We start from the raw sequence: 24,187 nt of genomic DNA, 5'->3' as shown, positions 1-24,187 counted from the left end.
GGCATCCTGCCACTCCAAGTAGGGAGTTGGCACTATCAGGGTCGTTACATAGCGGTTTCATTGCTGATCACGCCGCGGTCATCGACGCGCCGCCCACGGTCGTTCACCCGCCGTGTTCCGCAACCGGGCCCGGGTCCCGTCCCCACCGCCGCGTACGGCGGGGACGTGACGCATGTCTATCCGCATCGCCGACTACCCGGGTTACCTTGCGTCTATGCCCGCACCTCGCGTCTCGCTGCCGGCCTCCGACCTGGCCCGGATCGTCGTGTTCGCCGCGTTCATCGCCGTGCTGGGGATCTTCCCCGGCATCTACTTCGGCGCGTCCGGAGTTCCCGTGGTGATCCAGAACGCGGGTCCGCTGCTGGCCGGCGTGCTGCTCGGTGCCCGCAGGGCCACGGCGTCGGTGGTGCTGCTGCTCGGGCTCACCGCCATCGGACTGCCGCTGTTGTCCGGCGGACGCGGCGGGCTGGCACCGTTCGTCGGCCCGAGCGGCGGGTTCCTGTTCGGCTGGATCGCCTCGGCGCTGATCGCAGGCCTCATCGTGTCGCGCGCGTCGAAGCCGACGCTGCCCGTGCTCGGCCTGGCCACGCTCGGCGGCCTGCTCGGCAGCTACGCGATCGGCATCCCGTTCCTCGGCGCCTACATCGGCGACCTGGGTGCCGCGGCGGTGCAGTCGCTGGTGTTCGTGCCCGGTGACCTCGGCAAGGTCGCGGCGACGACGGTGATCGCGGCCGTCGTGCACCGCGCGTTGCCCGGCACCCTGCTCAGGACCGCGCAGCGCGAGTGACGGTCGTCGGCCACCTTCCCCCGGAGGCGCACGGCGCCGCACGGACCCTCGCCGCCCGCGGCGTCTCGGCGGGCGACCACGTCGCGATCGACTCGCCGAACGTGCTGCCGTGGCTGCTGGGCGCCGACCTGCTCGGTGCTGCGGCGCTGGTCGTCGAGCCGACGTGGACCGCAGCCGACCGTGCTGCCGTGTTCGACGCCGCCCGGCCCTCCGTGACCGTCACCGGCAGCCCCGAGCCCGCACCGCCCGTGCCCCCGCACGTGGGCGACACCCGCTTCTACCTGCCGACCACCTCCGGCAGCACCGGCACCCCCAAGGTCGGCGTCCGGACCCGCTCGTCGTGGACACGCAGCTTCGAGGCGCTCGGCCGGATCGACGGTCCGGTGCTCGTCGGCGGACCGCTGAGCTCGTCGCTGTTCCTGTTCGGTGCACTGCACGCGCTGTGGTGCGGAGCCACGCCGTGGCTGCGGGACCGCTGGCGTCCCGCGGAGGCGCGCGAAGCGGGTGCCGTGCACGTCGTGCCCGCGATGCTGGCCGACCTGGTCGCCGACGCCGAACAGCGACCGGGACCGTCGGCGCTGCGCACGGTCGTCTGCGGCGGCGCGCACCTCGGCGAGGCGTTGCGCAGCCGGTTCGCCGAGGCGCTGCCCGAGACGCGGTTGATCGAGTACTACGGGTCGGCCGAGCACTCGCTCATCGCGATCCGCCGCCACGCCGACGCGGAACTACGCCCACTGCCCGAGGTGGACCTCGACATCCGCGACGGCGTGCTGTGGGTGCGCTCGCCGCTGGCGTTCGACGGCTACCTGCACGAGGGGGCTGTCGAACCCGCGGGCGAGTGGCTCAGCAACGGCGATCGCGTGCGGCGGACCGCGTCCGGCGGTCTGATCGTCGGCGGACGCGGCGAGACGATCGTGCACAGTGCAGGCACGCAGGTGCCTGCCGAACACGTCGAATCGGTGCTGCGTACCGTCGCGGGCGTGGACGATGTGCTGGTCACCGGGACCCCACACCCGCGTCTCGGCCAGCTCGTCACGGCGGTGGTGCAGGCGCGGCGGGCGCCGTCGCCGGCCGAACTCCGCGCGGCGGTGCGTGCGGCGCTGCGACCCGAACTCCGCCCGCGGCGCTGGCTGTGGACCACGCAGCTCCCGCGGACGGCCTCCGGTAAACCGGCCCGCGCGGCCGTGGCCGACCGGCTCCGCGACGGAACGCTGGACGCCGTGCCGCTCGGCGGGGAGCCGACGCCGTGAACGCCACCGACCCCGTGGTGATCGCGGCGAGGCGCACGCCGATCGGCACGAGCGGCGGCGGGCTCCGCGCGTACACCGTGGACGAGCTCGCCGCGCCCGTACTGCGCGCGGCACTCGACGACACCGGACTGGACCGCGTCGACGACGTCGTGCTCGGCAACGTCTTCGGCCCCGGCGGCAATCCCGCACGCGTCGCGGCGTTGCGCGCCGGACTCGGGGTCGACGTTCCCGGTGTGACGGTCGATCGGCAGTGCGCCAGCGGGCTGGCTGCGATCACCCAGGCGGCCGCCCAGATCCGCGCAGGTGAGGCCGAGGTGGTGCTGGCGGGCGGAGTGGAGAGCGCCTCGACGGCCCCGCACCGCGCGTGGCCCACCGACCCGCCCACGCCGTACCCGCGTGCACCGTTCGCACCGGCCGAGTTCGGCGATCCGGACATGGGCCCGGCCGCCGACGTCGTGGCCGCGGAGGCGGGGATCAGCCGCGAGCGGCAGGACGCCTTCGCCGCCCGCAGCCACGCCAGGGCAGTCGCGGCCCAGCGGGAGGGCCGGTTCGACGACGAGCTCGTGCCGCTGGCCGGACTGTCCGCCGACGAGCGGCCCCGGCCGGGGTTCACGGCCGAACGGCTGGCCCGCTTCCGGCCCGCGTTCACCGCGGACGGAACGGTGACGGCGGCCAACTCGTGCGGTGTCAACGACGGTGCGGCGGCGGTCGTCGTCGTGAGCGAACGCGTGCGCGCGCGACTCGGTGTGCCAGGACTGCGGCTGACGGCGTCGGCCACGCGGGGATGCGCACCGGCACGCCTCGGCCTCGGCGCCGTGCCCGCGATGAGGGCGGTACTGAGCGACGTCGGCGGCGTGCGGCTCGATGCGGTCGAGTTCACCGAGGCGTTCGCGGGACAGGTACTGGCGTGCCTCGACGCCGTGAATACCGATGCCGTGAGTACCGACGCAGGGGGTATCGATGCAGGGGGTATCGAGGAGAGTGTCGTGAGCCCGGACGGTGGCGCCATCGCACTGGGGCACCCGTGGGGCGCGTCGGGTGCGGTGCTCGTGGTGCGATTGTTCGCGCGGTTGGTGGCCCAGGGCCGTGGCAACACCGGGCTGGCCGCGTTGTCCTCGGGAGGCGGAATCGGAGTGGCGACGATGTGGACGGTCGTGCGGTGATCGAGTTCGAGAACGTGGGACACACCTACGACACCACGCCCGTGGTGTCCGACGTGGACCTGAGGCTGGAGCAACGGCGGGTCGCGTTCGTCGGCGCCAACGGATCGGGCAAGTCCACGGTCGCGCGGATGATCAACGGGCTCGTCGTGCCGTCCCGGGGCCGGGTTCGGGTGAACGGCCTCGACACCGCGTCGGAAGGGCGCAAGGTGCGCAAGCAGGTCGGTTTCGTGTTCACCAATCCGGACTCGCAGATCGTGATGCCGACCGCGGGCGAGGACGTGGCGTTCTCCCTCCGCGGCAGCGGTCTGTCCAAGAAGGACCGCGCCGCGCGCGCGGCTGAGGTGCTCGGCGAGTACGGCCTCGACCCGGAGCATCCTGCGCACCAGCTGTCGGGTGGGCAAAAGCAACTGCTCGCGCTGTGCTCGATGTTGGTGCTCGACCCCGACGTGCTGGTGTGCGACGAGCCGACGACGTTGCTCGACCTGCGGAACAAGCGCCGGTTCACCGAGTTGCTCACCGGACTGCGGCAGCAGATCGTGCTCGTGACGCACGACCTCGACCTGCTCGACGACTTCGACCGGGTGCTCGTGTTCGACGCCGGCCGCGTGGTCGCCGACGACGAGCCGCGGCCCGCTCTGCGGTACTACCGGGAGCTGGTGGGATGACGCCGCTCGGGCTGTACGAACCGGGCGGAAGCGTGCTGCACCGCGCGCCCGCCGGGGCGAAACTGCTCGCGGTGGTGGCGCTGGCGACGGCCGTGGTGCTGCTCGGGTCGCCGTGGTGGCTGGGTGGACTGCTGGCGGTCGTGCTCGCCGGCTACGTCGTCGCGCGGGTGCCTGCGCGGCGATGGCTGCCGCTCGTGCGGACGCTCGTGATCGTGTCGGTGGTCGTGTTCGGTGTGCAATGGTGGCTGCTCGGCGCGTCGGCCGCGGCCGTGGTCTGCCTGCGGCTCGTGACGGCGTTGGCTGCGGCGAGCCTGTTCACGTTGACGACGAGAGTGGACGATGTTGTCTCCACTGTGGAACGTGTTGCGCGGCCGCTGCGGCGGTTCGGGGTGCGACCGGAGACGATCGGCCTGCTGGTGGGTCTGACGGTGCAGGCGATCGCGACGCTGTCGGGCATCGCGGGAGAGGTGCGCGCGGCGGCGAAGGCGCGGGGCGCCGACCGAAGCCCGACGGCGTTCGTCGTGCCGTTCCTCGTCCGCACCCTCCGCCACGCCGACCAACTCGGCGAAGCCCTCGCCGCCCGAGGCGCCGGCGACCCCTGAAGGTGCCCCCGAGGGCCCCATGGTCGCGTTGAACGCAACTATGGGGCCCTTGGGAGCTTCTCGATCGGTTAGAAGGTGATCGCCATTGCGGGGTCGGACAGCAGGGCGCCGACGTCGGCGAGGAACTCCGAACCCTGCTGGCCGTCGATGACGCGATGGTCGAACGACAACGACAGCTGCATCACCTTGCGCACCGCGAGTTCGCCGTCGACGACCCACGGCATGTCGCGGATCGCGCCGACGGCGAGGATCGCGGACTCACCGGGGTTGATGATCGGCGTTCCGGTGTCGACCCCGAACACGCCCACGTTGGTGATCGTGAACGTCCCGTTCAGCATGTCCGCAGGCGTCGTCTTGCCCTCGCGGGCCGTGGCCGTCAGCTCCTCGATGCTCCGGGCGAGTTCGGGTAGCGACATCGCGTCCGCGTCGCGGATCTTCGGCACCACCAGGCCCCGCGGCGTCGCGGCCGCGATCCCGAGGTGCACGTAGTCCTTGAACACGATCTCGCCCGCCTCGCCGTCCCACAGCGAGTTGACCTCGGGGGTGCGCTTGGCTGCCAGGCAGACCGCCTTCGCCGCGAACGCCAACGGCGTCAGCTTGACGCCCGCGAACTCGGGATGCGACTTGAGCTTCTGCCGCAGCTGCATCATCGGTGTGACGTCGACCGTGAGGAACTCCGTCACGTGCGGCGCGGTGAAGGCACTCTCGACCATCGCCTGCGCGGTCGCCTTGCGCACGCCCTTGATCGGCACGCGCCGTTCCCTGGTTCCCGCTTCGACCGGAGCCGCGGTGGCGGGCTGCGGGGGCTCCTCGACCGCACGCCGGACGTCCTCGCGGGTGATCACTCCGCCATCCCCGGACCCGGCCAGCGAGCGCAGATCGACGCCGAGGTCCTTGGCGAGCTTGCGGACCGGCGGTTTGGCCAACGGCACGTACCCACCGCGCTGGGCAGGCACGTCCGGAACCGGCTGGGCAGGCTGTGCCGGTTCGGGCGCGACGCCCTGCGGCTGGGCCGGCGCGCCACCGGAGGTGGCACCGTTCGACCCTGCCGAACCCGCGGATGCCTTGCGGGGCCTGCGTTTCGTGCTCGTCGCCTTCGAGCCGTATCCGACGAGCGGCTTCATCTCGTCGGACTCCGCCGCGGACGACGCGGCCGCCTCGCCCCCGGCGCCGTTCGGCACGGCGCCGTTGGCCGCGGGAGCTCCCGCGTCGGCCGTCGGTGCGCCTCCGGTACCGGCCGGGTCGACGTCGACAGTGAGGATCGGTGTGCCGACCTCCACCGTCTGGCCGGGCTCGACGAGCAACTCGGTGACCACGCCCGCCCACGGGATGGGCAGTTCGACGGCCGCCTTCGCCGTCTCGACCTCGACGACGATCTGGTTGACCTTCACCTCGTCGCCCGGCTGCACCTTCCAGCCGAGGATCTCGGCCTCGGTCAGCCCCTCCGCGGTGTCGGCGAGGGGAAACTGCTTGTACTCAGGCATGAATCCTCCTCACCATTCCAGCGCGCGGTCGACGGCGTACAGCACTCGGTCGAGGTCGGGCAGGAAGTGCTCCTCGAGCTTGGCCGGCGGATACGGAGTGTCGAATCCGGTCACCCGCTGCACCGGCGCTTCGAGGGAGTAGAAGCACTCCTGCTGCACCCGGGCGGCAACCTCCGAAGCGAGCGACACCTCGGACGAGGCCTCGCTGACCACCACGAGCCTGCCCGTGCGGCGCACCGATTCGAACACCGGATCCAGGTCGAGCGGCGACAGCGTGCGCAGGTCGACCACCTCGAGCGAGCGGCCCTCCTCCTGCGCGGCCGTGGCCGCGTCGAGCGCGACCTTCACCGACGGCCCGTAGGCCGCGACCGTCGCGGTGTCCCCGTGGCGCACCACGCGCGAGGCGTGCAGCGGTTCGGGCGTCGCCGTCGTGTCGACCGGCGCCTTCAACGCGCTCGAGTGGTACAGCTTCTTCGGTTCGAAGAACAGCACCGGGTCGTCGGAGGCGATGGCCTGCTGCAGCATCCAGTAGGCGTCGACGGGGTTGGAACAGGCGACGACCTTCAGTCCGGGAATGTGCGAGAACAGCGACTCCGGCGATTCCGAGTGGTGCTCGACCGCACCGATCCCGCCACCGAACGGAACCCGAATCACGACGGGCGCCTTGAGCTTGCCCTGTGAGCGGTACCGCAGCTTGGCGAGTTGACTGGAGATCTGGTCGAAGGCGGGGAAGATGAAGCCCTCGAACTGGATCTCGCACACGGGACGGAATCCGCGCACCGCGAGGCCGACCGCCGTGCCGACGATGCCGGACTCGGCCAGCGGCGTGTCGAGCACGCGGTGTTCGCCGAAGTCCTTCTGCAGGCCGTCGGTGACCCGGAAGACGCCGCCGAGCTTGCCGACGTCCTCGCCCATCACGATGACCTTGGGGTCGGCCTCCATCGCCGCACGCAGGCCCTGGTTGAGCGCCTTGCCGATGGTCAGGTTGGCCACGTTCGCCTTCTCGGTGTCCACAGGGGACTGCACCGGTGCCGCCATCAGTGCTCACCTCCCGCGAAACCGGCGAGGTAGCTCAGGTACTCCTCGCGCTGGGCGTCCAATGTGGCCGGAGTGTCGGCGTACACCTCGCTGAAGATCCGCTCGGGCGGCGGATCGGGCATGGTGAAGCAGAAGTCGCGCAGCTGTGCGGCGAACTCGTCGGCCTCGGCCTCCACGGAGTCGAAGAACGCCTGGTCGGCCACGCCAGCCCGCGCGAGGTGCGCGCGCACGCGCTCGATCGGGTCCTTCAGCTTCCACGCCTCGAGCTCGTCCGAGAGCCGGTAGCGCGTCGGGTCGTCGGTCGTGGTGTGGGCGTCCATGCGGTAGGTGAACGCCTCGATCAGCACGGGACCGTTGCCGTGGCGGCACTCGTCGAGCGCCCACCTGGTCACCGCCAGGCAGGCCAGCACGTCGTTGCCGTCCACGCGGATCCCGGGGAATCCGTAGCCGCGGGCACGCTGGTACAGCGGAAGCCGGGACTGCCGCTCGGTCGGCTCGGAGATCGCCCACTGGTTGTTCTGGCAGAAGTAGACGATCGGCGCGTCGTACACCGCGCCCCACACGAAGCCCTCGTGCACGTCGCCCTGGCTGGTGGCGCCGTCGCCGAAGTAGACGATGGTGGCCTCGTTGTCGGCGTCGTCGGCGTTGCCGACCTTGCCGTCGAACTTCTGGCCCATCGCGTACCCGGCGGCGTTGAGCACCTGGTTGCCGATGACGATCGTGTACGGGTGGAATCCGTACGACACGGGGTCCCATCCGGAGTGGTCCGTGCAGCGGAAGATGCCGAGCAGTTCCCGGAAGTCGACCCCGCGCGTGTACGCGACGCCGTGTTCGCGGTAGCTGGGGAAGGCCATGTCGGAGGGACGCAACGCGCGCCCGGAGCCGATCTGCGCGGCCTCCTGGCCCAGCAACGGCACCCAGATGCCCAACTGGCCCTGCCGCTGCATGGCGTTGGACTCCCGATCGGCCCTGCGCACGAGCACCATGTCGCGGTAGAGCCCGCGCAGTGCCTCGGCGTCGATGTCGGAGATGTAGGGGTCGAACCGGCTGTCGGAAAGCCGCTCACCTTCCGGCGTGAGCAGCTGGGTCAGCTCGGTGCCCCCTTCGGTCGTCGCTCGCAAACCCGCGATCACCTGTTCCGGAGACGGCTGTGCCGCTGTCGCGGCTGGTCCGGCACCGGGTTCCGGTCGCGTCCACTGTTCTGGGGACGGCATGGTTTCTCCTCCAGGTCGTGCCGCTCGGCCGCTTGTGGCAGCCGGAACGGCTCGCCGCCGGCACCGCCGGCGCCGCGCCTGAGGTGTGGCCGCGCCGGTGTCCGTCGGCGGTGACGGTTCACGTCGTCATCCTGGCACGAACGGGGGAGGTTTGCGGAGGGTCCGTAGCCGAATTTTTGCCCGGACAGTGGCGCTGAACTGGGAAAATAATCGGAACACCGACGGTGTGCCCGCCGAAAGTCTGTCGTCCATCCCGGGGCTGGCCAGGACCGTTCGACGCGGGGATCGAGCGCCGCGGCGCACACCGTCGTCAGGCGAGGTGGTGAGCGAGACCGGTCACATCGGCGTGGCGCGTCCGGCGCCGTGCTTGGATGGCCGGCATGGATGCGAAGGGTGAGACACGCGCGGCTGACGGCATGGACACCACGGTGATCCGCGAGACGGTGCGCGACCGCTGGTCGCCGGACTCCGGTGCGGCGCTGGAGGGACTGTCGGGGCTGGTGGAGATCCCGGCGTTGTCGCCGTCGTTCGACGCGGACTGGCAGCGCACCGGCGCGCTGCACGACGCGATCGCCCACGTCCGCACCTACCTCGACGCCCGCGGGCTGCCCGGCGCGACGACCGAGGTCGTCGAACTGCCGGGGCGCACGCCCGTACTGCTGCTGGACGTTCCCGCCACCGAGGGAGCACGCACGGACGAGACCGTCGTCGTCTACGGCCACCTGGACAAGCAGCCGGAGGCGGGCGAGTGGTCACCGGGCCTCGGGCCGTGGAAGCCGGTGGTCAAGGACGGCAGGCTGTACGGCAGGGGCGCCAACGACGACGGATACGCGGCCTATGCCGCCGCGACCGCACTCGAGGCGCTCCACGCAGCCGGCGGCGCCCACGCCCGCGCCGTCGTCCTGCTCGAGACGTGCGAGGAGTCCGGCAGCCGCGACCTCGACGCCTACCTGGAGCATCTGCGGCCGAGGCTGGGCGAGGTCGGCCTCGTCGTGTGCCTCGACACCTCCGGCGCCGACCACGAGCGGCTCTGGCTCGCCACCTCGCTGCGCGGGATGATCTCGTTCGACCTGACCGTGCGCGTGCTCACCTCGGGTGTCCACTCCGGACACGCAAGCGGCTTCGTGCCCAGCAGTTTCCGCATCCTGCGCGAACTGCTCGACCGCATCGAGGACCCGCGCTCGGGCGAACTGCACCTGCCCGAGCTCGTCACCGACGTACCCGCCGACCGCCTCGCCGAGGTGCGCGCGGCCGGCGACGCGCTCGCGCCGACGCTGCCCCTGGTCGAGGGCATGCGCTACAGCCGCGACGGCACCGCCGACGTCGCCGACCTGGTGCTGGCCAACACGTGGGCCACGACGCTGTCGGTGACCGGGGCCGAGGGCCTTCCGCCGCTCGCCGACGCGGGCAACGTGCTGCGCCCGTACACGAGCGTCAAGCTCAGCTTCCGGCTTCCGCCGACCGTCGAGGCGAACACCGCGCTCGAGGCACTGACCACCACGCTCACCGCCGACCCGCCCTACGGCGCGCAGATCGACATCGCCCGCGCCGATGCCGCCACCGGCTGGAACGCGGGCCCCCGCGTTCCGTGGCTCGAATCCACACTGGACACCGTCAGCGACGAGGTGTTCGGGCTGCCGTGGCGCGCACTCGGACTCGGCGGCACGATCCCGTTCCTCGGCATGTTCGGCCGCGCCTACCCGGACGCGCAGTTCGTCGTCACCGGACCGCGCGGACCGGGCAACAACGCGCACGTGCCCGACGAGTGGCTGCATCTGCAGCAGACCGAACGGGTCACCGAGGCCGTCGCCAGGATCATCGACGCACACGCACGGGCCTGAGCCGACCCGGTGAGGCAGGATGGGGCACGTGGAACAGCAACGCGTGACCGACACCGTCCAGAAGATGTGGTCGGACGAGATCCTGCCCAGCCTGTCCGGCCTCGTCGAGATCCCCGCGCTGTCGCCGGGGTTCGACCCCGAGTGGCAGACCAGCGGCCACCTCGACGCCGCGATCGAGCACGTCCGCGCGTGGATGGCCAGCAGGGAGATCCCCGGCGCCACCATCGACGTCGTCCGGCTCGAAGGCCGCAGCCCGGTGCTGCTCCTCGACGTTCCCGCGACGCCGGGCGCCGAGGACGCGGGCACCGTGCTCCTCTACGGCCACCTCGACAAGCAGCCGCCGGTCGGCGGGTGGGCCGAGGGACTCGGACCGTGGACGCCGGTGATCGAAGGGCACAAGCTGTTCGGCCGCGGCTCGGCCGACGACGGCTACGCGGGGTACGCCGCGACGGCCGCGCTCGAAGCCGTGCGGGCGGGCGACGGTGCACACGCGCGTTCGGTCGTGCTGCTGGAGACCGGCGAGGAGTCCGGTAGCCCCGATCTGCCGGCCTATCTGGAGCACCTGTCCGACCGGCTCGGCCGGGTCACGTTCGTCGTGTGCCTCGACTCGGGCGGCAACGACTACGAGCGGTTGTGGCTGACGACCTCGCTGCGGGGCCTCGCGCAGGTCGACGTCACGGTGCGCGTGCTCGACTCGTCGCAGCACTCCGGCCTGGCCAGTGGTGTGGTGCCGGACTCGTTCCGCGTGCTGCGCGCGCTGCTCGACCGGATCGAGGACGCCACGACCGGCGACGTGCTGATCCCGGAGTGCACCGTCTCGATCCCGGACAACCGCGTCTCCGAGGCCCGCGCGACCGCCGAGGTCACCCCGCCCGGCGCGGTGGCCGGTGCGTTCCCGCTGCACGGCTCGACCCGGCCCGTCGCCGACGACGACGTCGAGCTGCTGCTGGCCAACGCGTGGCGGCCCACGCTGTCGGTCATCGGCGCGGCCGGCTTCCCCGACCCCGCGGAGGCGGGCAACGTCCTGCGCTCGGAGTCGACCCTCGCGCTGAGCTTCCGCCTGCCGCCGACCGCCGACTCCGCGGCCGCGCTCGAGGCCATCAAGAAGGCGCTGACCACCGACGTTCCCTACGGGGCGACCGTCGAACTCTCCGGGCTCGAGGCCGCCGACGGCTGGAACGCGCCCGACCCCGCGCCCTGGCTCGCGGACACGCTCGAGTCGGTCAGCACGAGCGTGTTCGACGCCCCGTGGCGCACGAGCGGGCTCGGCGGGTCCATCCCGTTCATGGGTCTGCTCGGCGAGAAGTACCCGGAGGCGCAGTTCCTCGTCACCGGCGCGCTCGGACCGGACTCGAACGCGCACGTGCCCGACGAGTGGCTCCACATCCCGCAGGCCCAGCGCGTGACCGAGGCGGTCGCCCACTTCCTGAACGCCCACGCACAGGGCTGACGCTCCCGGCGCGGCCGATCACCTGCTGGCGCGCAGGCCGGCCGCGCCGAGGGAGCTCGGTCATTCCTCGGTGTCGACCTCGTTGAACGCGACGACCTCGCCGCGCTCACCGAACGTCACGCGCTCGTTGTAGGCGATCTCCCAGCGGTTGCCCTCGGGGTCGGCGAAGTAGGCCGACCGGCCGCCCCACCGGCGTGGCTGCGGTTCGGCGACGGCACCTGCACCCATCGCGAGAGCGGCCTCGTAGGCCGCGTCGACCTGCTCGGGGGAGTCGACGTTCACGGCGAGCGTGAACCCGCCGCCGTACATGCCCGCACCGGTCTCCTCCGACAGCGCGGCCCGCGGATACAACGCCAACACCACGCCGCCGACGAGGAAACCGACCCAGTCGTCGCTGCCCGAGGGCAGTTCCTCCCAGCCGAGGGCCTTGTAGAAATCGCGCAGCTCCGCGACGTTTCCGGCGGCCAGCGTCACGACACTCATCCGCTGCGGGACGTGCCACTCGGCCACGTTCAACTCCTGCTCCGGCACTTCACTCATACCCCGGATTCTGGGCCCACCCGTCTCGAGTCCCGACGACCGGGTGGCCCTCGCGGTCCATTCGTCGCCGTGATCGGGATCAAACCGGACACCTCACGCGTTGACCCGGTATGGCCGTTGTGCTCCTGCTGTACGTGATCGCCGAAGTGGCCGCCGTGTGGACGGTGGCCTCGCTCGTCGGGTTCCTGCCGACGATCGGGCTGCTCATCGCCGGTGCGTTCGTCGGCTCGTGGCTGGCTCGCCGCGAGGGCGGCAAGGCGATGCGCGCGTTCACGGCGACGGCGCGCTCCGGCCGGTCCCCGCACGAGGAGATCACCGACGGCATGCTCGTCGGCGTCGGCGGCCTGTTGATCCTGCTGCCCGGTTTCGTCAGCGACCTCGTCGGCCTGCTGTTCCTCATCCCGCCGACGCGGAAGGTGCTGCGCAGGTCGTGGCTGCGGAGGGCGCAACGGCGGGCACCCGTCGGCGGCCGCGCGGGTGGTGCGTTCGGGCCCGGGATGCGCAGCCAGGTGATCGTGGTGGACAGCGAAGTGGTCGACGACCGCAACGCGGCGCGCGACGAGCGCAGCCGGCGCGAGGGGCCCGACGACGGCCCGCCGCGGATCATCGAAGGCTGACGGCCACCATCACCCGCCTGCCCGGTGGATCAGTTCGCGCCGGGCAGGTCGAAGAAGCTCAACAGCCGCATCGCCGGGGTGTAGTCGCCCTTGACCTTGAGCTTGCCGCGGACGAACTGCGAGGCGGCTCGGGCGTTGCCGGTCGCCACCCTGAGGAAGTCCTCGAAGGGTGCGGTGATCGTCGTGTCCGGCGTCAGCACGCAGTCGGCCGTGGACACGCACCGGCCGTCCTCGATGACGGTCTGGTAGCGGTCGTAGTCGTCGCCGTTGGGAAACCGCCAGGTCACGACGATGTCGGCGTCGCCGGCGCGTTCGGCGTCGAAGTGATCGGCCATCCGGCGGAACACCTCTTCGAGGAACAACGCCCTCAGCTGGGGATGCTTGGCCAGCGCCCGGAGTTGATCCTTCGACGCCGCCGACACCACCTCGGCCAGCACCTCGGTGGACAATGAGCTCAGCTCGATGCCGGCGCCCGCACTGTCCAACATGTGGAGCGTCTCCAGGACGCGGAGGAACTGTTCGGTACTCAGCACCTCAATATCGATGCTGCGAGCGAACTCGTCCAGGACACTTCCGGTTGGCACGGCGTAAGGTTACTCAGCGGTATGTCGCGGCGGCAATCGGCGGGCGAACGGCGGCACCACAAGGGTGAGACGCCCACTGGGGCAGGAGGAACAGTGACGGAGAGCGGTCAGCAGGTCGAGAAGGCGAAGCGCCTGCCGCGAGCGGTACGGGAGCGGCAGATCCTCGACGCGGCCGTCACCGTGTTCGCACGCCACGGATATCACCCTGCGTCGATGGACGAGGTGTCCGAGGTCGCTGGCGTGTCCAAGCCGATGATCTACAGCTACCTCGGCTCGAAGGAGGACCTGTTCCTCCAGTGCATCCGGCGCGAGGCCAACCTGCTGATCGACACCGTCCAGGCGGGCATCGACCTGGACGTCGCCCCGGACATGCAACTGTGGACGGGGCTGCGCGCGTTCTACGGCTTCGTCGCCGACCACCGCGAGTCGTGGACGGTGCTGCACCAGCAGGCGCTGGCCGTCGGCGGGAAGTTCGCGACCGAGATCACGGCGTTGCGGGAACACGCCATCGCGATGGTCACCAAGCTGGTCGTCTCGCAGGGCTCGCGGAAGGGGCTCGCGGAGCAGGCGGAGTTCTCGGGTGAAGGCCTGGCAGCGGCGCTCGTCGGCGCCGCCGAGGCGCTGGCCGACTGGTGGCTCGACCGCCCCGACATCTCGCCGGGCGTACTGGCGTCGTGGCTGATGAACCTGACGTGGCTGGGCTTCAACGACCTGGTCGAAGGCCAGGTGTGGCGGCCCACGGACGCCTGAGCCTCACGGCGCGCGAATCCCGTCGAGCAGGAACGTGGTGCGGCGATCGTAGTCGGCAGCCGCAGGCCGGGTTCCGTACTTGAGCGCGAGCGCGCTGTCGTGGATGAGCGCCTGCAGGTCGGCTTCGCCGAACTCGGGGCGAAGTGCACCCGACTCGTGTCCCGCGGCGACGAGCTCGGCGTTGAACTCGCCCGCGACGTGGCAGATCGCCATGAGCTGCTGCGATTCGGGATACATCTGCAGCAGGACGTCGTTGGCGGCCGGTTGGCGGTACTGGAGTCTGCGGATCGCGTCGATGTAGTACGCGATCCGATCGCCTGCGTCCGCGATGGTCCTGGCGTGGTCTATGACGGCGTACAGCTCACGAGCGACGAGCTGCTCGATGACCGCCTCGATGAGCCCGATCCGACCGCCGAACCGGTTGAACACCGTCGCCTTGCTCACTCCCGCGGCCGTGGCCACGTCCTCCAACGGCACGGAGAGTCCTCGGCCGCGGAAGGCGTCGATCGCGGCATGTCGGATCTGCTCCGCGTTGCGTTTGGCGTCGGCACGCAAGCGCGGCTGCTCGACGGTCATGTCCCCGCCCTTTCGACGTAGCCAACCTCGCCATAACTTGACACCATAAGTCAGTTTATCTACCGTCGGCGCACGGGACAAACTGACCAACCAGGTCAAATTAGGGGAAGGCCACGCATGATCGTTGTCACCGGCGCCACCGGCGCGCTCAACGGGGCCACCGTCGAGCATCTCCTCGAACGCCTACCCGCCGAGCGCATCGGGGTGAGCGTGCGTGACCCGAGCAGAGCCCAGCACCTGGCCGACCGCGGCGTACGTGTGCGACAGGGCTCCTACGACGATCCGGTCGCCCTCCGCCACTCCTTCGAAGGTGCCGACCAGGTGTTGCTGATCAGTTCCAACAACATGGCGGCCGACGTGGTCGGCCAGCACCACGCGGCCATCGAGGCCGCCGTCGCAGCAGGCGCACGGAGGATCCTCTACACGAGCCAGCACAACGCCGCGGAAACCCCGTACGCCCCGGCGGCCATACACGCCGCCACCGAGGCGGCCCTCAGCGAGTCCGGAGTGGCCTGGACCGCGTTGCGCAACGGATTCTTCGGCGACCTCGACCAACTCCTCGGCCCGTGGCGACAGACCGGGAAGATCGCCCAGCCTGCCGACGGACCTCTCTCGTGGACGGATCGAGCGGACCTCGCCGAGGCCGCCGCCATCATCCTTGCAGGGGAGCACTCATTCGACGGCCCAGTGACACTGGCAGCACCACCGGTCACCCTCGACGAGGTCGCCGCAATCCTGACCCGAGTCAGCGGACGTGCGGTCGAGCGCGTCGTCGTCGATGACGAGCAGTGGCGTGCCGACCGGATCGCGGACGGCGCCCCGGAGTTCCTGGCCGACATGACGCTCGGGATGTTCCAGGCCGCCCGCACCGGTTGCTACGCCAACCCCGGACCGGTACTGGGCGAGCTACTCCGCAGGCCGCCCCGCAGCGCAGCCGCCCAGGTCGAAGACCTGGTCACGGTCTGACCGCACCGCCCTCGTCGGGTGCCGGCTTCGAATGCGGCACCCGACGAGGAGGCGGACTACAGCGCGGTGATCGTGCCCGACAGGTGCGGTTTCGGCTTGCGGGCGTTCCACACCTCGAAGGCGTGGCCTTCGTCGGTCCGCCACGTCGTGAACGCCGCCTTCGCCGGCAGCAGCACCGGCAGCTTGAACTTGACGTCCACCGTGTAGGCCTCGGGCAACCTGCCCTCGAACGCCGCGACGGCGTGGGCCTTCGTCCACATGCCGTGTGCGATCGCCGAGGGGAAGCCGAACGCCTTGGCCGTCAGCGGGTGCAGGTGGATGGGGTTGCGATCGCCGGAGACCTCGGCGTAGCGACGTCCGATGTCGCCGGGGATCCGCCAGATCGCATCCGGAGTCGGCGCCGCGAGCTGCTTACCACCGCCACCGGAACCGGACCCGCCACCGCCGCGACGCAGATAGGTGCTGACGTCCGACCAGACGAGCTCCCCCTCGACGTGGGCCTCGCTGATGACGTCGAACTGCTTGCCCTTCTCGTGCGGGCGCAGGTCCTGCACGCGCACGCGCAGCGTCATCGGCTCGTCGATACGGATCGGCCGGTACTGCGTGATGCGGTTGGCCACGTGCACCATCCCCAGCAGCGGGAACGGGAACGACGGCTCGGCCATCAGCGCCATCTGGAGACCGAACGCCAGGATGTGCGGATAGGTGACCGGCAGCTCGTCGGACAGCCGGAACCCGCACACCTTGTTGTACTCGGCGAGCCTGCCCGCGTCGGCGACCACGCCGGTGCGCACGTACTCCAGGTCGGGCAGCTCACCGCCACTCTTGCGCAGTCCGCCGAGTACGACCTTCGGATACAGCGCCGCCACGTTGGGTGCGCCGTCGAGCTCCTTGACCGTCATGTCACGCGCCATGTCACGCCCCCAGGAACGCCTGGCCGCACACCCGCACGACGTTGCCGTTCACCGCGGCCGAACCCGGGTTGGCGTACCAGGCGATCGTCTCGGCGACGTCCACCGGCAGACCGCCCTGCGACAACGCGGAAAGGCGGCGGCCGAACTCGCGGATCATGATCGGCACGGCCGCGGTCATCTGCGTCTCGATGAACCCGGGTGCGACGGCGTTGATCGTGCCGCCGTACTCGGCGATCTTCGGCGCGGTGTCGTCGACCATGCCGATGACGCCCGCCTTGCTGGCCGCGTAGTTGGTCTGGCCGACGTTGCCCGCGATACCGGCCATGGACGAGACGCCGATGATGCGGCCGCCGGTGTTGAGCACCTTGTCGGCCATCAGCTTGTCGTTCACCGCGAGCTGCGAGACCAGGTTGACGCCGAGCACGGCGTCCCACGCCTGGTCGGTGAGGTTGCCGAGGGTCTTGTCCCGCGTGATGCCCGCGTTGTGCACGACGACGTCGACCCCGTCGTGCCGCTCGGACAGGTACTCGGCGAGCTTGGCGGGCGCGTCGTCGGCGGTGATGTCGAGCTGGAGCGCCGAGCCGCCGATCCGGTTGGCGACCTGCGACAGGTCTGCGCCCTGCGCCGGGATGTCGAGGGCCACCACGTGGGCGCCGTCGCGGGCGAGCGTCTCGGCGATCGCCGCACCGATGCCGCGGGAGGCACCCGTGACCAGCGCGGTCTTGCCCGCCAGCGGGGTGTCCCAGTTCTCGGGGGCCGTCGCGGTGGTCACGCCACCGGTGCCGACGCGGATCACCTGACCGCCGACGAACGCCGACTTGGCCGACAGCAGGAACCGGATCGTCGACTCTGTGGCCTCCTCGGCGCCCTCTGCGACGTACACCAGCTGGGCGGTGGCGCCGCGCTTGAGCTCCTTGCCGACCGAACGCGTGAAGCCTTCGAGCGCACGCTGGGCGACCCGCTCCCTGCCCTCGACGAGCTCCGGAGGGGTGCCGAGCACGACGACCCGCGCCGAAGGGGCGACCTTGCGCACCACGGGCTGGTAGAAGCGGTGCAGCTCGCGCAGCTGCGCGGGGTCCTTGATCCCGGTAGCGTCGAAGACGAGGGCGCCGTAGCGCGTGTCGTCACCGCCGGGTTCGGACAGCAGGTCGATGCCCGCGGCACCGATCTGCTTGGCCAGGGTCTTCTCGAGTCGTCCACCGGGTGCGGCGCCGACCAGCGCGGGGCCAGCCAACGGGGGCTCGCCCGGGCGGTAGCGCCGCAGCTTCGGCGGGTTGGGCAGGCCGAGCTTCGGCACCAGGAACTTGCCTACCGCGCTCTTGGTGAACTCTTGATACTTGTCCGCCATCCGCTGCGTCACCGTCCTCATGTGGCTGCTTGCTGCCTGAAAGCCTAACCTACTCGCGAGTAAGTTACACTCGGACGCACGCGAGCGTTCTCGAGAACCAGCCGAGCAGGAGGAAGCCATGACCTCAGCGCAGAAGCCGAGCAGCGGCAGGTCGCGGTCGAGCAAGCCGAAGGCGCCGACCGCACGCAGGGTCGCGATCGTCGGAGCGAACCGCATCCCGTTCGCGCGGTCGAACGGCCCCTACTCCAACGCCTCCAACCAGGACATGCTCACCGCAGCCATGGACGGCCTGGTGAGCAGGTACGCGCTGCAGGGCGAGGAGCTCGGTGAGGTCGCCGCCGGTGCCGTGCTGAAGCACTCGCGCGACTTCAACCTGGCCCGTGAGGTCGTGCTGGGCAGCAAGCTCGCGCCGACCACGCCCGCCTCCGACGTCCAGATGGCCTGCGGCACCGGCCTGCAGGCGATCGTGAACACGGCCAACAAGATCGCGCTCGGCCAGATCGACTCGGCCATCGCGGGCGGCGTCGACACCACCAGCGACGCCCCGCTCGCCGTGAACGACGACCTGCGCCGCGTACTGGTCAAGCTCAACGCCGCGAAGACGCTCGGCCAGCGGATCAAGCTGCTCGGCAAGCTCCGCCCCGGCCACCTCGTGCCCGAGATCCCGCAGAACGCCGAGCCGCGTACCGGCTTGTCGATGGGCGAGCACGCGTCGCTGACCGCCAACTCGTGGGACATCTCGCGCGCCGACCAGGACGAGCTGGCCGCCACCAGCCACCAGCGGCTCGCGGCCGCCTACGACGCGGGATTCTTCGACGACCTGCTCACGCCGTTCCTCGGCCAGACGCGCGACCAGAACCTGCGCCCAGACTCGACGGCCGAGAAGCTCGGCAAACTCAAGCCCGTGTTCGGCGGCCAGGACGGCACGATGACGGCGGGCAACTCGACGCCGCTGTCCGACGGCGCCTCCGCCGTGCTGCTGGCCACCGAGGAGTGGGCCAAGGCGCACAAGCTGCCGGTGCTGGCCTACCTCACGTTCACCCAGACCGCCGCGGTCGACTACGTGCACGGCGAGGAGGGGCTGCTGATGGCGCCGGCCTACGCCGTGCCGCGCATGCTCGACCGCGCGGGCCTGACGCTCGCCGACTTCGACTTCTACGAGATCCACGAGGCGTTCGCCTCGCAGGTACTGGCCACGCTGAAGGCGTGGGAGGACCCGACGTTCGCCAAGGAGAAACTGGGCCGCGACGAGCCGGTCGGCTCGATCGACCGCGCCAAGCTCAACGTCAACGGCTCGTCGTTGGCGGCGGGTCACCCGTTCGCGGCGACGGGTGGGCGCATCGTGGGCACGCTGGCCAAGCTGCTCGCCGAGAAGGGCTCGGGCCGCGGGCTCATCTCCATCTGCGCCGCCGGCGGACAGGGCATCACCGCCATCCTGGAACGCTGACACCAACCCGGGGACATCCCCGGTGAAGCTCCCGAGGGCCCCATGGTCGCGTTGAACGCGGCCATGGGGCCCTCGGTTGCATAAAGGGCGGCGGGTGCGCCGGGCCCTGAGAGACTGCCGTGGGTCAGTTCGGCAGGACGGACTCGACCGCGCCGGTCGCCTTGGAGGCGGTGTGCTCGAGGTTCTTGCGCGTCTTGCGGGCGGCGCGCTTGGTGCGCCACCCGACCGACGGCCTGCCCTCGGTGTCGGCCATCGCCAGCATCAGTCCACCGGCGAGGCCCGCGTTCTTGAGGAACTGGACCTGCTCCTGGGCGCGTTTGCCCTCGTCCTTCTCCTCCCAGAACGGGTGCCCGGCGACCGTGGTGGCGGTGATGCTCGTGAGCAGGGCGAGCGAGGACAGCCGGGGGAACTTGCCGAGCGCCAACATCGTGCCCGCGGCCACCTTCACGGCGCCGTCGAACTTCACGACGCCCACCGGGTCGGCGTTGACCGGCAACCGGTCGGCCGCGGGCAGGATGTTCTCGCTCAGGAAGGGTTCAGCGGCCTGCGCATGCCCCTCCGCCTGCCGGATGGCGTTCAGACCACCGGAGATGAAGATGGCGGCGAGCAGGGGACGGGCCACACGGCGCAAGATCATCGATGCTCCTGTAGATCGGCTGACGACTCTCTCCATCGACAAACCTACCCACGGAAGCCGTCTCCGACTCTCTACCGATCTCTAGCTTCACCACTAGAAAGGCCGATACATCCCAACACAGGCACGCACCGGTCAGCGTGCAGGCCGCACCGGTTTCGGAAGCTTGAAACCGTACTCGGCGGCCACCTCGCGCAACCGGTTCGGATAGTCGGTGATCAACCCGTCGACTCCGTCGTCGATCAGTTTGCGCATGGTCGGCTTGTCGTTGATCGTCCACGGGATGACGGCCATGCCGTGGGCGTGGGCCTCGTCGACCATCTCCTTCGTGGTGAACGGCACGTAGTCGGGGTCGCCGACCTGCCCGTCCTGAGGTTCACCGTGCACAGGGGACAGTGCGCTGGCCCCGAAGGAGGCGGCCGCACGCACGGGACTGCCGTCGAAGTCGTCGATGTCCAGTCCACCGAGCCACGGCGAGGCGCCCGGCTCGCCGACCTCGAGGAAGTTCGGCTCGGTCAACGCCACCAGCGGAAGCTTCGGCATCCGTTCGGACATCGCCATCAGCGAGCCCCAGTCGAAGCTCTGGATCGTCACGTTGCGCGCGAACCCGGACCGTTCGACCTCGGAGGCGACCCGCTCGACGAACTGCTCGCGCGGCGCGGTCTCCTCCGGAGCCGCGGCCTCGACCTTCGTCTCGATGTTGAACCGCACGCCGAACGCCCGGTGCTCGCGGACGAGTGCGAACAGCTCCGCCAACGTCGGCATGCGGGCGCCGGGGGAGAGCTCCTGGTCCGGATGACGCGGGTCCTGCTGGGAACCGCAGTCGAGGGTGCGGACCTGGTCGAACGTCAGATCCTTGACGTACTTGCCCGCGTAAGGGAACTGCGGGTCGCCGGGCGTGACCGGCTCGGTGTCCAGACACTTGTCGGGGTCGATCTGCCGGTCGTGCGTGATCACCTCGCGGCCGTCACGAGTGATCTGCACGTCGAGTTCGAGTGTCGTGACACCCAGCTCGAGGGCACGTTCGAAGGCCTTGAGCGTGCCCTCGACGGTGAGGCCGATGCCTCCTCGATGCGCCTGGATGTCGAAGTGCGGCCGGCCGGGCTTGCCGGGGGCCGGGTCGGCGGCCGCGGCCGGTACGCCGACCCCGATGACGGTCACAAGGCTCGCCACGAGGGCTGCCATACGCTGCGTGGTCTTCACCCGCGGACAGTCGCACTCGCAGGTGACAACCAGGTGAGCCACAGATGTACCTGGCAGCACGCACAGCGACACGCGCGTAGCTGTTTCTCGGGCAATATCGGGTTTCGGCTAGAGAAACCAATACCGTGCTAGCCCATGGATCCCGTGCGGAACCCGTTCGCCCCCGGAGCCGGTCAACGCCCGCCCGAGCTCGCAGGGCGCGAACGCGAGCTCGACGCCTTCGACGTCGTCCTCGAACGCGTCGCGCGCGGGCGTCCGGAACGGAGCCTGATGCTCACCGGCCTGCGCGGCGTGGGCAAGACCGTCCTGCTCGGCGAACTGCGGTCGATGGCGATCCGGCGGCGCTGGGGAGCGGGCAAGGTCGAGGCACGCCCGGACGCCGAGCTGCGCAGGCCGTTGTCCGCGGCCCTCCACCGCGCCGTCCGCGACCTCGCCGTGCGCCACCGCGCACCCGATCGCGTCGACGAGGTACTGGCCGTTCTGAAGGCGTTCGCGCTGAAGGCCAACAAACCCGACGCCAAGATGCGCGACCGGTGGCAACCCGGCATTGACGTACCACCCGCACAGGGCCGCGCGGACTCCGGCGACATCGAGATCGACCTGGTCGAACTGTTCACCGAGGTCGCCGAGCTGGCGACGGACGTGGGCACGGGCGTCGCGCTGCTCATCGACGAGATCCAGGACCTGACCGCCGAGGACGTCTCCGCCCTGTGCGCCGCGTGCCACGAACTGTCGCAGTCCGGCGCACCGCTCGTGGTCGTCGGCGCGGGCCTGCCGCACGTGCCCGCCGTGTTGTCGGCGTCGAAGTCGTACTCGGAACGCCTGTTCCGCTACGCGCGGATCGACAGGCTGAGCAGGGAGGACGCCGACCGGGCCGTGCTCGCACCCGTCGAGCGCGAGGACGCCGAGATCGCACCAGCCGCCCTCGATGCCCTGTACACCGCCTCCGGCGGCTACCCGTACTTCATCCAGGCCTACGGCAAGGCCGCATGGGACGCCGCCCCTTCGAACCCGATCACCGAGGAGGACGTCCGGGTCGCCGCCCCCGAAGCGGAGACCGAACTCGCCGTCGGATTCTTCGGCTCGCGGTACGAGCGCGCGACCCCTGCCGAACGCGAGTACCTGCGCGCGATGGCCGAACTGACCCACGGCAAGGACGAGAGCGCCGTGACCTCGGACATCGCCGTCTACCTCGGCCGCAAGCCGTCATCGTTGTCCCCTGCTCGCGACAGCCTCATGAAGAAGGGTCTCGTCTACTCGGCCGAACGCGGGCACATCGCGTTCACGGTGCCGCACTTCGGCAACTACCTGCTCACGCGCGCCGACTGACCGGCGGCTCACGGAAACAGGCGGCTCACCGAGACAGGCGGCGCAGACGGCCGCCGACACTCCACCCTGCCCGGCACTCGTTCCTGCCCGGCTGCGCCTTGCACTCCGATCCTCGCGCTCCGATCGCCTCGCATTCCACGCGGCTCGACCCGCCGGATCGCCGTCACTATCGTCGTATTCGGGTTTCTACGTACACGGCTAGAAATCGGTAGACAGAGCTAGCGTCGAGGTTCATACGGATGGACCACGCTAGATCTGTAACGCGCGCCGTTGATCGTTCGGGAAGTAAGGCAGCTCACCGAATAATCAGTGGCGAGGCACTCGAAGGCCGTGGATAATAAGGGACGTAGGGGAAAAAGTCGATAGGTTCTTGAAGGAGATGCCACACCCCAGATGTCGAATCTCGCCGCCCGCCTCCGCGTCCGTCGAGCCCACTCCCGCACCCGCCGCGCCGTCAGCAAGGCGATCGACACCGCCGCCGCGACGACCGTGCGCGACGAGCTGATCACCATCGCCCAGAAACACGGTTACCAGAAATCCAAGGCGCGCGTGTGAGCTGAATTACACTGGGATTCAGGTGTAACGCCGTCGCTATGGGCGGCGATATGCCTCATGACCCCGCGATGCTGGCGGACCCCCGACCTGGCAGCATCGCGGGGTTTCCATATGTCTGGACCTGGGGTTTCTCCGACACCGAGCGGAGAATTCGGACGCGCCGCGTCGCGAGTGGACATAGTGGACGGCCCACTGTCGATCTTGCGATGATCGACGATCACACCCGATCGAGCCGCCACCGGAGATCGACACCGGCCGTGCGGACCACGTCTGTCCAGCCCGCCGACTCACTCGATAGAGTGACTTCGTGTCGAGCACCGGGCGTATCGCACTGGCCGTGTCCGCGCTCGCGGCCGCCCTCACTCTGGCCGGATGCGCCGACGCCACCACCGGGTTGGCCGAACCCGACCGCGTGCGGGCCACCGAGATGCCCGCCGACCCTCCCGTGCTCGACGACGTGCCCCGCACACCCTCCTCGAACCAGGCGGCCAGGACGGTCGTCGCAGGTGAGGGGGAGTGCCTGGATGGCGGAAGCCCCGGGCCGGTCGAGTGCTCCGAGCCGCACACGGTCGAGATCACCAAGGAGGGCACGTTCGGCGGCGACCTCGGCTCGACACTCACCGACACCCCGCCCGACCGCGCCACCGTGTTCCGCACCGTCTTCCCCCAGTGCAGGCAGGCGGCCGCCGAGTACCTGGGCAGCGGGGCCTACGACGCCTCGAGGCTCGGCGCATGGCTCGTGTGGGCCGACGCCGACGACTGGAAGACAGGCAATCGCTGGTACCGCTGCGGCGTGGCCGAACTCGACGGCGACGGGCAGGCACAGACCCGCAGCGGTTCGGTCCGCAACGCGCTGGCCGACGACTTCGACGCCTACCGCCTCTGTTCGACGACCCGCCCTTCCGACGCACTGCCCACCCCCGTCCCGTGCGATGAGCCGCACGTCGCCGAGGCCGTCGGCGTCGTGGGCGCGGGCTCGCCGGACGACCGGCCGCCGTCGGCACGCGAGTTCGACGACAAGGCGCGAGCGAGCTGTGGCGCGAAAGTGACCGAACACGTCGGCGACAAGCGTCGCGACGTGGCACCTTCGTGGCGCTGGCCGGACGAGGCCAACTGGCGAAACGGCTTCACGAACATCACCTGCTACGCCGAGTTCCGCTGCCCGACCTCGGGTTCCGCCCGCGACGGCGACCCGTCCGGTTCGCCCAATTAGGACACTGGCCGTTGTCA

At 70.3% G+C, this 24,187-nt stretch carries 24 protein-coding genes; 14 read left to right on the top strand and 10 right to left on the bottom strand.

Annotation, left to right across the window (positions count from 1 at the left end; all coding sequences use genetic code 11):
• The first annotated feature begins 214 nt into the window (after window positions 1-214).
• Genes IF64_RS0102450 through IF64_RS0102430 form a run of 5 tightly spaced genes read left to right on the top strand, consistent with a single transcriptional unit; the run spans window position 215 to window position 4,467 of the window.
• On the top strand, window positions 215-787 hold the full coding sequence (locus tag IF64_RS0102450; RefSeq protein WP_030530325.1) for a biotin transporter BioY: 573 nt from the start codon (window positions 215-217) through the stop codon (window positions 785-787).
• Complete coding sequence (locus IF64_RS0102445) at window positions 784-2,037, top strand: class I adenylate-forming enzyme family protein (RefSeq protein WP_030530324.1); 1,254 nt, start codon at window positions 784-786, stop codon at window positions 2,035-2,037. The genes IF64_RS0102450 and IF64_RS0102445 overlap by 4 nt, the downstream gene beginning before the upstream one ends.
• Window positions 2,034-3,200 carry a thiolase family protein gene (locus IF64_RS0102440; protein ID WP_030530323.1) on the top strand — a complete coding sequence of 389 codons (1,167 nt, stop codon included), beginning with the start codon at window positions 2,034-2,036 and terminating at the stop codon, window positions 3,198-3,200. Before IF64_RS0102445 ends, IF64_RS0102440 begins: the two co-directional genes overlap by 4 nt.
• The gene (locus tag IF64_RS0102435; RefSeq protein ID WP_030530322.1) at window positions 3,197-3,865 is read left to right on the top strand and encodes an energy-coupling factor ABC transporter ATP-binding protein; all 669 of its coding nucleotides are present in this window, start codon (window positions 3,197-3,199) and stop codon (window positions 3,863-3,865) included. The genes IF64_RS0102440 and IF64_RS0102435 overlap by 4 nt, the downstream gene beginning before the upstream one ends.
• Window positions 3,862-4,467, top strand: coding sequence for an energy-coupling factor transporter transmembrane component T family protein (locus tag IF64_RS0102430; protein WP_030530321.1), 606 nt, complete (start codon window positions 3,862-3,864; stop codon window positions 4,465-4,467). The genes IF64_RS0102435 and IF64_RS0102430 overlap by 4 nt, the downstream gene beginning before the upstream one ends.
• A 68-nt stretch (window positions 4,468-4,535) precedes the next feature.
• On the opposite strand, the gene IF64_RS0102425 is transcribed toward IF64_RS0102430, so the two are convergent.
• Genes IF64_RS0102425 through pdhA form a run of 3 tightly spaced genes read right to left on the bottom strand, consistent with a single transcriptional unit; the run spans window position 4,536 to window position 8,203 of the window.
• Window positions 4,536-5,951: a dihydrolipoamide acetyltransferase family protein gene (locus IF64_RS0102425; protein WP_030530320.1), complete on the bottom strand. Its 1,416-nt coding sequence runs from the start codon at window positions 5,949-5,951 to the stop codon at window positions 4,536-4,538.
• Window positions 5,952-5,960: 9 nt separating this feature from the next.
• Complete coding sequence (locus tag IF64_RS0102420) at window positions 5,961-6,989, bottom strand: alpha-ketoacid dehydrogenase subunit beta (RefSeq protein ID WP_030530319.1); 1,029 nt, start codon at window positions 6,987-6,989, stop codon at window positions 5,961-5,963.
• Entirely contained in the window at window positions 6,989-8,203 is a 1,215-nt protein-coding gene (gene pdhA / locus IF64_RS0102415; RefSeq protein ID WP_030530318.1) for a pyruvate dehydrogenase (acetyl-transferring) E1 component subunit alpha, read from the bottom strand. Before pdhA ends, IF64_RS0102420 begins: the two co-directional genes overlap by 1 nt.
• A gap of 416 nt (window positions 8,204-8,619) precedes the next feature.
• On the opposite strand from pdhA, the gene IF64_RS0102410 reads away from it, so the two are divergent.
• Both IF64_RS0102410 and IF64_RS0102405 read left to right on the top strand, forming a co-directional pair.
• A complete protein-coding gene (locus IF64_RS0102410) occupies window positions 8,620-10,044 on the top strand; it encodes a M20/M25/M40 family metallo-hydrolase (RefSeq protein WP_030530317.1) in 1,425 nt (474 codons plus the stop codon).
• A gap of 19 nt (window positions 10,045-10,063) precedes the next feature.
• Window positions 10,064-11,494: a M20/M25/M40 family metallo-hydrolase gene (locus IF64_RS0102405; protein WP_030530316.1), complete on the top strand. Its 1,431-nt coding sequence runs from the start codon at window positions 10,064-10,066 to the stop codon at window positions 11,492-11,494.
• A 60-nt stretch (window positions 11,495-11,554) separates the two neighbouring features.
• On the opposite strand, the gene IF64_RS0102400 is transcribed toward IF64_RS0102405, so the two are convergent.
• A complete protein-coding gene (locus IF64_RS0102400) occupies window positions 11,555-12,034 on the bottom strand; it encodes a VOC family protein (RefSeq protein WP_063493117.1) in 480 nt (159 codons plus the stop codon).
• A 110-nt stretch (window positions 12,035-12,144) separates the two neighbouring features.
• On the opposite strand from IF64_RS0102400, the gene IF64_RS0102395 reads away from it, so the two are divergent.
• Window positions 12,145-12,651 (top strand): FxsA family protein, encoded by a 507-nt coding sequence (locus tag IF64_RS0102395; RefSeq protein WP_030530314.1) that lies wholly within the window; start codon window positions 12,145-12,147, stop codon window positions 12,649-12,651.
• Window positions 12,652-12,680: 29 nt separating this feature from the next.
• On the opposite strand, the gene IF64_RS0102390 is transcribed toward IF64_RS0102395, so the two are convergent.
• Entirely contained in the window at window positions 12,681-13,235 is a 555-nt protein-coding gene (locus IF64_RS0102390) for an SCP2 sterol-binding domain-containing protein (RefSeq protein ID WP_048807297.1), read from the bottom strand.
• Between the two features lie 93 nt (window positions 13,236-13,328).
• Between IF64_RS0102390 and IF64_RS0102385 the strand changes: the two genes are divergently transcribed.
• Window positions 13,329-13,985, top strand: a complete 657-nt coding sequence (locus IF64_RS0102385; protein WP_030530312.1) for a TetR/AcrR family transcriptional regulator — start codon at window positions 13,329-13,331, stop codon at window positions 13,983-13,985.
• Window positions 13,986-13,988: 3 nt separating this feature from the next.
• Here IF64_RS0102385 and IF64_RS0102380 read toward each other — a convergent pair whose 3' ends face one another.
• Complete coding sequence (locus tag IF64_RS0102380; RefSeq protein WP_030530311.1) at window positions 13,989-14,561, bottom strand: TetR/AcrR family transcriptional regulator; 573 nt, start codon at window positions 14,559-14,561, stop codon at window positions 13,989-13,991.
• A gap of 117 nt (window positions 14,562-14,678) precedes the next feature.
• Here IF64_RS0102380 and IF64_RS0102375 point away from each other — a divergent pair, with 117 nt between their 5' ends.
• Window positions 14,679-15,527 carry an NmrA family NAD(P)-binding protein gene (locus IF64_RS0102375; RefSeq protein WP_030530310.1) on the top strand — a complete coding sequence of 283 codons (849 nt, stop codon included), beginning with the start codon at window positions 14,679-14,681 and terminating at the stop codon, window positions 15,525-15,527.
• Window positions 15,528-15,583: 56 nt separating this feature from the next.
• On the opposite strand, the gene IF64_RS0102370 is transcribed toward IF64_RS0102375, so the two are convergent.
• Together IF64_RS0102370 and IF64_RS0102365 are read right to left on the bottom strand one after the other, a co-directional pair.
• A complete protein-coding gene (locus IF64_RS0102370; protein WP_030530309.1) occupies window positions 15,584-16,429 on the bottom strand; it encodes a MaoC family dehydratase in 846 nt (281 codons plus the stop codon).
• A 13-nt stretch (window positions 16,430-16,442) separates the two neighbouring features.
• Complete coding sequence (locus IF64_RS0102365) at window positions 16,443-17,789, bottom strand: 3-oxoacyl-ACP reductase (RefSeq protein ID WP_030530308.1); 1,347 nt, start codon at window positions 17,787-17,789, stop codon at window positions 16,443-16,445.
• A 118-nt stretch (window positions 17,790-17,907) separates the two neighbouring features.
• Between IF64_RS0102365 and IF64_RS0102360 the strand changes: the two genes are divergently transcribed.
• Window positions 17,908-19,236, top strand: coding sequence for an acetyl-CoA C-acetyltransferase (locus IF64_RS0102360; protein WP_030530307.1), 1,329 nt, complete (start codon window positions 17,908-17,910; stop codon window positions 19,234-19,236).
• Between the two features lie 124 nt (window positions 19,237-19,360).
• Here IF64_RS0102360 and IF64_RS0102355 read toward each other — a convergent pair whose 3' ends face one another.
• Window positions 19,361-19,873 carry a DoxX family protein gene (locus tag IF64_RS0102355; RefSeq protein WP_030530306.1) on the bottom strand — a complete coding sequence of 171 codons (513 nt, stop codon included), beginning with the start codon at window positions 19,871-19,873 and terminating at the stop codon, window positions 19,361-19,363.
• 132 nt (window positions 19,874-20,005) lie between these two features.
• Window positions 20,006-21,055: a glycerophosphodiester phosphodiesterase family protein gene (locus tag IF64_RS0102350; RefSeq protein ID WP_030530305.1), complete on the bottom strand. Its 1,050-nt coding sequence runs from the start codon at window positions 21,053-21,055 to the stop codon at window positions 20,006-20,008.
• 153 nt (window positions 21,056-21,208) lie between these two features.
• Between IF64_RS0102350 and IF64_RS0102345 the strand changes: the two genes are divergently transcribed.
• From IF64_RS0102345 to IF64_RS0102335, 3 genes are all read left to right on the top strand, one after another.
• The gene (locus IF64_RS0102345) at window positions 21,209-22,402 is read left to right on the top strand and encodes an ATP-binding protein (protein WP_030530304.1); all 1,194 of its coding nucleotides are present in this window, start codon (window positions 21,209-21,211) and stop codon (window positions 22,400-22,402) included.
• A 393-nt stretch (window positions 22,403-22,795) separates the two neighbouring features.
• Complete coding sequence (locus IF64_RS27430; protein WP_169741913.1) at window positions 22,796-22,957, top strand: hypothetical protein; 162 nt, start codon at window positions 22,796-22,798, stop codon at window positions 22,955-22,957.
• 307 nt (window positions 22,958-23,264) lie between these two features.
• Complete coding sequence (locus IF64_RS0102335) at window positions 23,265-24,170, top strand: septum formation family protein (protein ID WP_051757389.1); 906 nt, start codon at window positions 23,265-23,267, stop codon at window positions 24,168-24,170.
• The last annotated feature ends 17 nt before the right edge of the window (window positions 24,171-24,187 follow it).

Origin of the sequence: Prauserella rugosa (genome assembly GCF_000719975.1) — a bacterium.
Classification (GTDB): domain Bacteria; phylum Actinomycetota; class Actinomycetes; order Mycobacteriales; family Pseudonocardiaceae; genus Prauserella; species Prauserella rugosa.
The sequence above is the reverse complement of the archived record's forward strand: the minus strand, read 5'-3'. Positions and strand labels throughout refer to the sequence as shown.

Excerpts from the sequence above, each read along its gene's own strand:
- IF64_RS0102405 (WP_030530316.1), top strand. The coding sequence starts at position 10,064 with ATGGGGCACGTGGAACAGCAACGCGTGACCGACACCGTCCAGAAGATG.
- IF64_RS0102400 (WP_063493117.1), bottom strand. The coding sequence starts at position 12,034 with ATGAGTGAAGTGCCGGAGCAGGAGTTGAACGTGGCCGAGTGGCACGTC.
- IF64_RS0102420 (WP_030530319.1), bottom strand. The coding sequence starts at position 6,989 with ATGGCGGCACCGGTGCAGTCCCCTGTGGACACCGAGAAGGCGAACGTG.
- IF64_RS27430 (WP_169741913.1), top strand. The coding sequence starts at position 22,796 with ATGTCGAATCTCGCCGCCCGCCTCCGCGTCCGTCGAGCCCACTCCCGC.
- IF64_RS0102410 (WP_030530317.1), top strand. The coding sequence starts at position 8,620 with ATGGACACCACGGTGATCCGCGAGACGGTGCGCGACCGCTGGTCGCCG.
- IF64_RS0102360 (WP_030530307.1), top strand. The coding sequence starts at position 17,908 with ATGACCTCAGCGCAGAAGCCGAGCAGCGGCAGGTCGCGGTCGAGCAAG.
- IF64_RS0102395 (WP_030530314.1), top strand. The coding sequence starts at position 12,145 with ATGGCCGTTGTGCTCCTGCTGTACGTGATCGCCGAAGTGGCCGCCGTG.
- IF64_RS0102350 (WP_030530305.1), bottom strand. The coding sequence starts at position 21,055 with ATGGCAGCCCTCGTGGCGAGCCTTGTGACCGTCATCGGGGTCGGCGTA.
- IF64_RS0102355 (WP_030530306.1), bottom strand. The coding sequence starts at position 19,873 with ATGATCTTGCGCCGTGTGGCCCGTCCCCTGCTCGCCGCCATCTTCATC.
- IF64_RS0102430 (WP_030530321.1), top strand. The coding sequence starts at position 3,862 with ATGACGCCGCTCGGGCTGTACGAACCGGGCGGAAGCGTGCTGCACCGC.
- IF64_RS0102345 (WP_030530304.1), top strand. The coding sequence starts at position 21,209 with ATGGATCCCGTGCGGAACCCGTTCGCCCCCGGAGCCGGTCAACGCCCG.
- IF64_RS0102425 (WP_030530320.1), bottom strand. The coding sequence starts at position 5,951 with ATGCCTGAGTACAAGCAGTTTCCCCTCGCCGACACCGCGGAGGGGCTG.
- IF64_RS0102365 (WP_030530308.1), bottom strand. The coding sequence starts at position 17,789 with ATGGCGGACAAGTATCAAGAGTTCACCAAGAGCGCGGTAGGCAAGTTC.
- IF64_RS0102375 (WP_030530310.1), top strand. The coding sequence starts at position 14,679 with ATGATCGTTGTCACCGGCGCCACCGGCGCGCTCAACGGGGCCACCGTC.
- IF64_RS0102370 (WP_030530309.1), bottom strand. The coding sequence starts at position 16,429 with ATGACGGTCAAGGAGCTCGACGGCGCACCCAACGTGGCGGCGCTGTAT.
- pdhA (WP_030530318.1), bottom strand. The coding sequence starts at position 8,203 with ATGCCGTCCCCAGAACAGTGGACGCGACCGGAACCCGGTGCCGGACCA.
- IF64_RS0102450 (WP_030530325.1), top strand. The coding sequence starts at position 215 with ATGCCCGCACCTCGCGTCTCGCTGCCGGCCTCCGACCTGGCCCGGATC.
- IF64_RS0102380 (WP_030530311.1), bottom strand. The coding sequence starts at position 14,561 with ATGACCGTCGAGCAGCCGCGCTTGCGTGCCGACGCCAAACGCAACGCG.